Annotated in this window: 6 protein-coding genes; 1 reads left to right on the top strand and 5 read right to left on the bottom strand. The window is 50.0% G+C overall.

The annotated features are described in order from the left end of the window. Positions 1-1,267, top strand: a 1,267-nt coding sequence (locus AC14M5_RS06155; protein ID WP_484028764.1) for a DUF2142 domain-containing protein, incomplete at its 5' end; no start/stop codon positions are given. 102 nt (positions 1,268-1,369) lie between these two features. Here the strand turns inward: AC14M5_RS06155 and AC14M5_RS06150 are convergent. The 5 genes from AC14M5_RS06150 to AC14M5_RS06130 all read right to left on the bottom strand — a co-directional run. Then, a complete protein-coding gene (locus AC14M5_RS06150; protein WP_484028763.1) occupies positions 1,370-3,286 on the bottom strand; it encodes a DUF2142 domain-containing protein in 1,917 nt (638 codons plus the stop codon). A gap of 265 nt (positions 3,287-3,551) precedes the next feature. After that, entirely contained in the window at positions 3,552-5,540 is a 1,989-nt protein-coding gene (locus tag AC14M5_RS06145) for a hypothetical protein (protein ID WP_484028762.1), read from the bottom strand. 9 nt (positions 5,541-5,549) lie between these two features. Then, positions 5,550-6,734, bottom strand: coding sequence for a glycosyltransferase family 87 protein (locus AC14M5_RS06140; RefSeq protein WP_484028761.1), 1,185 nt, complete (start codon positions 6,732-6,734; stop codon positions 5,550-5,552). Positions 6,735-6,765: 31 nt separating this feature from the next. After that, positions 6,766-8,778: a hypothetical protein gene (locus AC14M5_RS06135; protein ID WP_484028760.1), complete on the bottom strand. Its 2,013-nt coding sequence runs from the start codon at positions 8,776-8,778 to the stop codon at positions 6,766-6,768. Between the two features lie 15 nt (positions 8,779-8,793). Continuing rightward, the coding region (locus tag AC14M5_RS06130) for a Gfo/Idh/MocA family oxidoreductase (RefSeq protein ID WP_484028759.1) at positions 8,794-9,136 on the bottom strand (343 nt) is incomplete at its 5' end.

The following is a 9,136-nucleotide window of genomic DNA, read 5'->3' as shown; positions in this document are numbered from 1 at the left end:
CAATGGCATCGCCTTCCTTTTCATTGCCGCCTCTCTGGCGCTGGTCAACCGGTGGGAATTGCGCTGGCGGGAAGTCATGCTTTTTGCGTTGCTTTTTCTGATGTTGTTTTGGGGAAAGTTAAATATCATCCCCTTGGCGCTCCTGCCATTCTTATTGCTCAGACCTGAGCAATTCAAGATGCGGTTCGGGTATGCGGCCTTGTTGGCTATCACCCTGTTTCTTTTTGCGGTGGAAGTGCTTGGATGGAATCTATTGGCGTACTCCCGATTGGCGACAGCCGCGGAACGGGCTGACCCAATCGGGCAAATTGCCTTTATGCTCAACAATCCCATCCGGCTCTTGGGGATACTTTCAAACGAATTGCTCAATAAAAGCCTCGATTACATGCGGGATTGGATCGCCATTTATGGTTATGGATATTGGCCGGTCCCGGTCTGGACGTTTTATCTGTATGGAGCGGCGCTGGTCGCTGCTTTGATTCAGAAAGGAAATGATCAGGGCCTCGAAAAACGGACGCGTACCGCCTTGATCGTTGTCTTTGTGGTGACCTACCTGGCCACCATCCTGTCCTTGTATGTAACCTTCACGCCGGTCGGAAGCGCTCAAGTGGATGGGGTGCAAGGGCGCTATTTTGTGACGGTGATGCCGCTTCTTTTCCTCGCTCTGGCCGGTTGGCCCGGCCGGAAGCGGATCCAACTTCCGGTCGTTGTTCCGGTTTCGCTGGGAATGGCAAGCTTGCTCTTTTATACCGTGGGGATGTATCTTTCTTATCATGTGCCGTGTGGGTCCCAGTACTATCAGCCCGGTTTGTGCTATCAACCGAACTATAAGAACTGGTCACCGGATGATATGTATTCCTCCCCGATCTCAAGTCAATTGAAGTTATCACAGGAAATCGTGCCGGAGTGCAACGGCATGACCGAACTTCGGGTTTGGGTCAACGCTTCCGGCTCAAACCCGAACGAAACCACCCGCTTCCTCTTACAGTCAGTGAATGACAGGCGGACAGTGGCGGATATTTACATTCCCAATGCCGAGTTGCCGTTGGGGAATTGGTATGCCCTGAACTTCCCCGCGGATTGGAATTCAAATGGGAAATTCTTTTTGTTGACCATCACAGGTGATGATCTCAGTGCAGGCGGACCCAGGATCGCCTATTCCCTGCGCCCGGAATATCCGGCCGGGAAACTCTATGAAAATGAAGAGTCTGTGGGGCACGATCTGATCTTTCAAACCGGTTGTATTGCAGGATGGGCGGCGCGTTGAATGAAGTGAAACGATATTTGAAGCTGGCAATCTAAAACCCTCTCGCTGTGGCAGGCAAGGATCGAACTCTGAGCAGGGGTATATGAAATATCTCTTACAAAATCAAGGTCGTGTGCAGGTGTAATGAAAGATCAGATCGTGAGGGATGGACTTGCCAGCCACGGTTAATGAACCATCATGAAATCCGCCTGGGATGTAACTCAACCCCAGCCCTGCAGAGGTTGCCGGAAGATCGGAACTTTCGATACGAATTTCAAAGGTTGTATTCTTCACACCTGTCGCAGGAACGACGGGGAGCGTCAGATATTCACCGGTCGGAATGGAAGATACCTCCAGTTCCTGGCTGGCGATGGTTTGTTGCTCCCCATCCAGCAAGGCGAAGGTGACATTTCCTGCCTCACCCGTTGGAACCGAATTCACGAAGACTTGAACAGCTTCCAACTCATTGCACTGGCTCGTAAATGTCTGACTGACCGGTGAGTCCTTGTTGACTTGAACCATTGGAGCGCCCTCCTTTTCCAGGTTTTTAAAGATGGGCAGCCCGCACTTTTCGCCGACATAAGCCTGATAACCACAATTTGTATAATACGTCGTGTAAATTCCGAAGGTATACCCTGCAACAACGATCAAAAAGGCCGTACCGGCGATCACCGCCATAGACTTTTTCCACTTTAGATCGGTGGTTATTAACCCTGAAAGCGCGATAAATAGCAGTGGCGCAAAGGGAATGAAATAACGCCCGTGTCGGCCCAGCGCGCTGGCATCTCCGGGGGAGTAATAAACGACAAAGTACAAGGTCATAAGTGTTGAAGATGCCAGCAGGAAGAGCCCGATCATGATGCTCCGCGCCTTCAGCGACAGCCTAAGGGAACGGGGTTCTGCCAAAACCGCCAGTAACAATACCCCTGAATAGAAAAAATAAACTGGTCCGGGAACAATCCCGGCCCGATAGCCATAGGAGGCCATCCAATCTCTTGCATATGGGATCAGGGAATTAAGTGTCCCTTGAACATATGTAATGATGAAATCAGCAACGTTAGACCCGACCAATGCAAACTGGCGCGAGAAGCTATCCGAGCCTCCGGCTGCGAACTTGGAGTTTGGCACGGCCAGCATCATCCAGCCGGCATTGATAATAACTGCCAGCAAGGCACCTGTTCCCAAAATGAGCAGGCTGTTTCTTGGGGTGAGGTGTTTTTTTGAAAGAATCAACAATAGTGGGAGCAGGATAACCGCGCCGGGTTTCGCCACTCCTAGGAGAAGTGCGCTCCCGGCTACGGCCCAGAGCAGATGCGGTTTAATCTCTGCGGGTTCACTCCAATACAGGCGGAGCACCAGTGCGATAAATAAAAAGCTCGCGCCATTGGTGAAACCATCCGTGTTCAACGTAGCCGCCTGAAAAAGTGCCATGGGGGAAAGTGCCAGGACGACCATAACCCACTGACCGATGGGTAGGATGCGAATAGCCAGCCAACAGCCGGCAATGTACACACATAATCCGGCCACGCGCATCAGGATCACAATCGGCAGGATCGGCAGATCGAACCGTGACCAAAAGAGTCTGGCAACCAGCGCCTGCGGGAGGAACATCACGGGCGAATAAATGGACCCGGCCACGTAGCCATAGACTAAATTCTCCTCCTGCTGCCCAAACCGCTTCAGGAATGCTTCCCGGCTGAACATGTCGAAAGCGGGCGATTGCACAACGCGGCGCTGATAGGAAAGTTCAGCGAACTCCTTGAGGGTGACGGTGCTTTTGTAAGTCGGAGGATTGCGGTTGGGCAGGAGGTAGCCCAGGGAAATATCATAGATACGAACGATATGGCGTTCTTCATCGTAACCTGCACCATACGGGATGATTACACAATATAGGATGCCGATCAATAATGCCAAAGACAGGAAAGCCGTAGCAGGGCTAAGAAATGATCTTCCCTTGTCAAGACCTGATTGTGTCTGGTCCTGATAGGATTTCGTAAAAGTACTTTGGTTTGAAAATCTCCCGAGCTGATCAGTGTTCAAGCGGCTTTTCTCCCGATTGGAGTTCTTTGTTCGTAATTTTACAGGCAGTCGTTGGAACCTGCTAGCATACGAAACTCAGAAGCGCGGACTACGGTTTAATGCCGCACCTTGGTGGGGTGCTGAGTTGGTAAACCACTGCTCCCAACCATTCTCAAGATAGACATGCTGCTCGTACTGATCTTCAACGTTGAAAACGTATCATTCTGTTGGGCTCGGAGCACAATTATATCCAGGGCCTTCCTTGTGAAACCTCGATTTTTGGAGTTTATTTGGGGCAATAGAGCGTATCGAGTATTTCCAACACTTCAGCAGAAGGGGGTTCCAATGCAAGCAGGTTATGGCAAATCTGTAGAGAAATCGCCGGAGTTGTCGTAATCCGCGGCGCTAGTTCGGTAAGCCGTTCCACATCGCCGGTCATGGTGTAGGCATACAGGAAAGGCATCCATTCGATGGGATCAGCTGGAGAGAGATTTTGGTCGAAGGCTTGTTGGCCAAATGCCAGTACTGCATCCCAATCACCTTGCTGGCGTGCCAGATCGGCTTTTTGGTAGAAGTAGCACCAGCCATGAGCAGGCTCGGGTCCAAAAACAACCTCGGGCGGCGCGTGAGGCGTCTCATCTGCAAGCACATGTTCTATCTCAGAATAAGGGCTCATCGTTCGGATAGGTTCCGGGTCTCGTAAGGAATTTTCGGGACGTATCCCATCGATCACGTGCACACAGGCAGAAGCACTCGGCTGGGTCATAATGAGAATGTTGCGATAATTGGCATATGTGATGATGTTCTTGCGGTTGTCATATTCCTGTCGTTCGCGAGCAAGCACTTTGGTAACAGTATCCTGATTTACAAGTGCCGCAAACAGCCCCGGCTGAATATTTTTTTCATTTTGTTTTTCAGGGTAATAAATGAGGTTGGCAGGCCCCCAGACAAAGTAATCCTCTTCAATAATCACTGCTGGATAAACTGCGATCAAAGTTGTAGCTTTTTCAAATTGCGGCACGCGCCACGCCACCTGCCACCAGAAATTTCTGAGTGCGGTGGTCTCACGGGCATATTTGACCGCGTTGGCATGATGCGTCAATAAAGCAATCAAGGTTAACGTGGAGAGCATGACGATCTGAAGTACGCGTTTGTTCACTTGCATGATCAGCGTGACCAGTAGGACGGATACGCCCACCGAGCTGACCAGTGCATAACGTGAGAAGGCCGGAAATGCAACCTCACGATTGACCATGGCGATGGGCAGTAGACCGCCAAGAGTCGTTAACAAGCCCAGCAGGAACGCTTCACGCGTGAAGTTGGGCTGCTCTGGTTCCAGAGTTCCCTCGCCTGCCTTGGAGCGATACAACCCGGCACTCACTGCCGAAATCGTCAAAAACGCCAGCGCCACTCCCCAGGGTTGGATGTATCCCCTCAATTGTGAAATTGGTTTTATCCACGCCACCACCAACACATCGAAAACATCCTGCGCGACTTGAATTGCCCAATGATAGACGGTCTGAATTGGGTATTGAAATAATTGCGAGAATTGCAAATCGACATCAGTGGCCCCGCGGTCGCTCTCGAAAAAGAAAATGCGCCAAAGCAGAAATACAGCCGGGATAAGAGAGTACGGCAACCAGTCACGCAACCCTCTGGCTACGTTGGTTCCCCAATTACCTGGGAAACGTAGCGCGAAGATCAGAAAAATTGCAATCCGTAGTGCCTCAAAGCCGATAAAATATTCAACCAGACCCAGATACACGACACCTAATACAAGCGCTGTGAGGAACAAGCTAATTCGTATGCCAGGCCCGGATAAGCTCAATGCTTTCGTGCTCACAGCCACTGACCCTAAACCGGCAGCTAAACTCAGCATTTGCGACTGATAATCGATACCATTGAACTGTGAAAGAAAACCAGGGTAGAGTAAAAATAGTCCTGCACCAAGGGTTGCGACGGTCTGTTGGCGGGGCCAAAGCTTGGTCAAGATTAAAAATAATGCAAATGCACTTAATACCCTGAAAAGGTAAGCACTTAGATTGTAATATAGTGGGTTTTCGCCGAACAATTCGTATGCAGGGATCATGACCAGCGCACGTAGCGGGCGGTCTACTGCAAAGATCTCGTGGAAAACTGAAGCTCCATAGGCCCTTGCTGAATACATCAGATACCAGTCATCGTGAGTGTAACCGAAGCGATTGATAAGAGGCAGATAAGCTAGGGCAGAGAAAAGGATAATGAGGAAACTACTTGCAGGTGTTTTATTTTTCATAGGCTCAACTCAAGATTTCAATCCAGGCGAAGAAAACCTCGACCGGATTTGACCGCCAATAATAATCCATATGGTCGCATGTCCGAACAAATGGATCAATAATCCGTTTGTCAAATGCCAACGGTCAAATTGAGCCACCAACAAACCGAATAGACACCATGCCACGACACGGGTATTCAGTTGTGTGTTAGCCATCCAGATCAATAGGGGCAATAACAAAAATACGAAATGATGATACCAAATTACGTTGGGGTATAGCAAAACACTTAAGGCCGTAATGATAAAAAACTCAAGTCGCTGGTTATACCAATACGCCAGAAGCCCGCTTATAGTGAGGATTAGAATAAAGTAAACCAGTAAACCACGTTGTACTTGTGCCGGGTTTTCGGAAGCGAATATCTGAACAGGTTGTAAAAAGTCAATTACAGGTTGTGCTGGGGGCCAGTTCATTAGATCTGTTCTATCCAATGTTCCTAGTTTTGCGACCAAAGAAAAAGTGTTTACGTCAATTACATGCTTTTGGGTTAACTCCAGAACAGCTTGTGGGTATTGATAAAAAGGCTCCCATCCATAACGCATTACAGCTGCTCCAGTCAACAAAACCAGAAACAAGAATGTCCAGCCAAGAATTTTGTACTGCCGGGTCAGTCCCAGGTACCAGATAAACACGATCGGGCTGGACTTCATGACAATGGCCAGGCTCAATCCCAGCCCCGATAGAAGCGGACGCGACTCAGATGCATAAAAAAGCAAAAAGACACCAAAAGCAACAATAACGTTAATTTGGCCATAGTGAAGTGATTCCAGCAAAGGTCCATATCCAAATGCCAGCGGGTACCAATACCAAATTTGTTCAAATTGAAGCCCAAAAAATCTGGAGACACCATATACCAAAAGGGAAATCATGATCAGATTAACTGCCAGATAGATGGCATACTGCAAAATAGTGTTGGAAATGCGACCAAACAAACCTACAAGCAGGAGTGAAGGAGGTGGATACAGGAAGACACCATCATACAAAGTTCCTCCATCTGTGACGCGGCTATGTGCAGATTGATACAAACGATAGTCTGAAAGCAACTTTTCTGGTAACGGCTTTTTTTGAAGAAATATCAATTCAGTATATATACCAGCAACTAAATATATGCAAATAAATATCGACAGGAAAAGGGCTGGGGATGTTTTCAAATTCATGGATGCGCACCTTGAACCATGCTTTTAACGACTAGTTGGGAATGCAATATTTTCCATCAATCAGGGTGTCCATATCTTTTGGCAAATCAGGAATTTGTTTGAGCGCAGCACACACTTGCCGGGCGATGAACGGATTGTTAGTGATGAGCGGTGCAAGTTCTGTCAGCCGCTGGGTGTTACCAGCGTAGGCGTACGCTTGCAGGAAAGGCAGCCATTCGATCGGGTCTTGAGGGGCCAGCCCTTGTGAAAAGGCTTGTTCACCGATCTCCAGTACCGCCGACCAATCTCCGCGTTGACGTTCGTAGGTGGCTTTCGCATAATAATAGCACCAGCCATGAGGCGGCTCGGGCCCAAAGAGGAACTCAGGCGGAGTCTTGAACGCCTCATCCAGCTTGATGTGTTCGACTTCAGAGTATGAACCGATCACCAAAATGGTCTCTTCTTCAGACTGTGAATACTCCGGCTGTAAGCCGTCGATCACTTGTACACAGGAGGCGGAAGATGGTTTGGAGAAAATGACAAAGTTGCGATAGTTGCGATAGGTATCGACAATGACGTGCTGGCGATACACTTGCCGTTCACGGTTGAGGATGCGTATCACCGCATCATGGTTTAGCAGAATCGCATGGACGCCCGCCTGTACTTTACCAGACTTGACCTGATATGGATAGTAAATGTGGTTGGCCGGACCCCAAACGAACGAATCTTCCCGGATGCCACTATTGGGGTAACTGGCAATGATAGTGGCATTCCGCTCCAGTTGTGGGACACGCCAGGCCACCTGCCACCAGAATGCACGCAGACTCCTCGTCCAGCCAGCATACTGCAGTCCGTTCGCGTAATGGGTAAATGTAGCTGAAAAGAAAAGTAAACCCACCAGCACGATCTGAAGTCTGCGTTCGGCCAGGATCTGAATTCCGACCACCAGGACCATGATCGCCCCAGCCGCACTCACGAGCCCATAGCGCGAATAGACCGGGAACAGCACCGCGCGATTCGCCAGAATAACCATGATCAACCCGGCCACTGTCCAGGCGAGACCGGCAAAGAGCATTTCGTTTCGCCAGGTAATGTCTGTTTCAACAACCGGTTCCCGGCCTTTATCCAGATAGCGCAGGGCCACTAGTGCAAGCCCGGCCAAAATTACACCCAGGAAGATACCGCGGATGTTATTCGAAGTGTCGAGCGGGAACGCCAGTTGCGTGAGAGGTACACCCCATGCGAACAAAGTGACATTCAAAATACTTTGTGTAAAGTTGATGATCCAGGTATAGAGCGTGGCCAGCGGCGCGTCCAATACGGCGCCCAGTTGCAGTCCTGCATCTGTGGTGACGCGTTCGTTCTGGAAAAAGAAGATGCGCCAAACGAGGTAAAACACCGGGATGATCGAATACGGGAGCCAGGTGATAAATGTCGCACTGATCTTTTTTCTCCAATTCACGTCAGCCCGTCCGGCCAAAACCGCGAACAGGATCAAACGCGTCACCTCGAAGCCGATGTAATATTCCATCTGGCTCAGGTAAGCCCAGCCAGTGAGTACAGTCGCGAGCCACAAAAGAATACGCTGAGTGAATTTTGAAGCGCGCCAGGCATGAATACCCAACCCCAGTGAAATGAACGCCAGCCAGATACCGATCAGGTGTGACTGAAAGTCAATGGCATTGGGCATCGAGAGAAAACCGGGATAGATCAAGAATAAAAGTGCGATCAGAAGCGTTTCGCGCTTTCGTTCGCCCCAGATCAGGCGCAATACCCATAACAAGGTTACCGCCCCCGCCAACCGGAACACATACGCTGAGAGGTTGTAATACAGTGGGTTGCCCTGGAACAGTTCATACAGCGGAATCATCACATAGGCGCGCCCAGGTCGGTCGATGCCATACATTTGATGGAAGACCTCGGTGCCATTTACCCGTGCGGCATACATGGAATACCAATCGTCGTTGTAATAGCCGAACTGTGCTATGAACGGCAGGTATACAGCTGCCGAAATGACCAACATCAAAGTGAACTCGATCCACGCGTGCAATTTTGGAGTCCGCACCTGATACCTCACTTCTCAAAAATGGATGACTTGCTTTTCGATGGATGATCTGTGCGCCGCCAGTGCGAGCCGCAGGGCCATGATACCATCCTCGAGCGTGCAGACCGGTTCGGACGCACCCCGGGCGGTTTCGATGAAATGACGCGTTTGACTCACGAAGAGCTGATTCCGCTCGAAGCCTGCGGGGGGGGCAAAGGTTTGAGTGACCGGAGCAGGCGGGTGATCTGAGAAGGACCCGAACGGCGCGGGCAGTTGCTGGAAGTGCAGAATGCCATCCGTATTGTCCCAGCGTAGAGTCCCATTGGTACCGACGATCTCCAGTGTATGGCGCGGAGGTCGTTGCACATAGTTCAAATGT

It is taken from the genome of Candidatus Villigracilis sp., assembly GCF_057083605.1.
Note: the sequence above shows the minus strand (reverse complement) of the source record. Positions and strands in the feature narration are given on the sequence as shown.

Excerpts from the sequence above, each read along its gene's own strand:
- AC14M5_RS06140 (WP_484028761.1), bottom strand. The coding sequence starts at position 6,734 with ATGAATTTGAAAACATCCCCAGCCCTTTTCCTGTCGATATTTATTTGC.
- AC14M5_RS06145 (WP_484028762.1), bottom strand. The coding sequence starts at position 5,540 with ATGAAAAATAAAACACCTGCAAGTAGTTTCCTCATTATCCTTTTCTCT.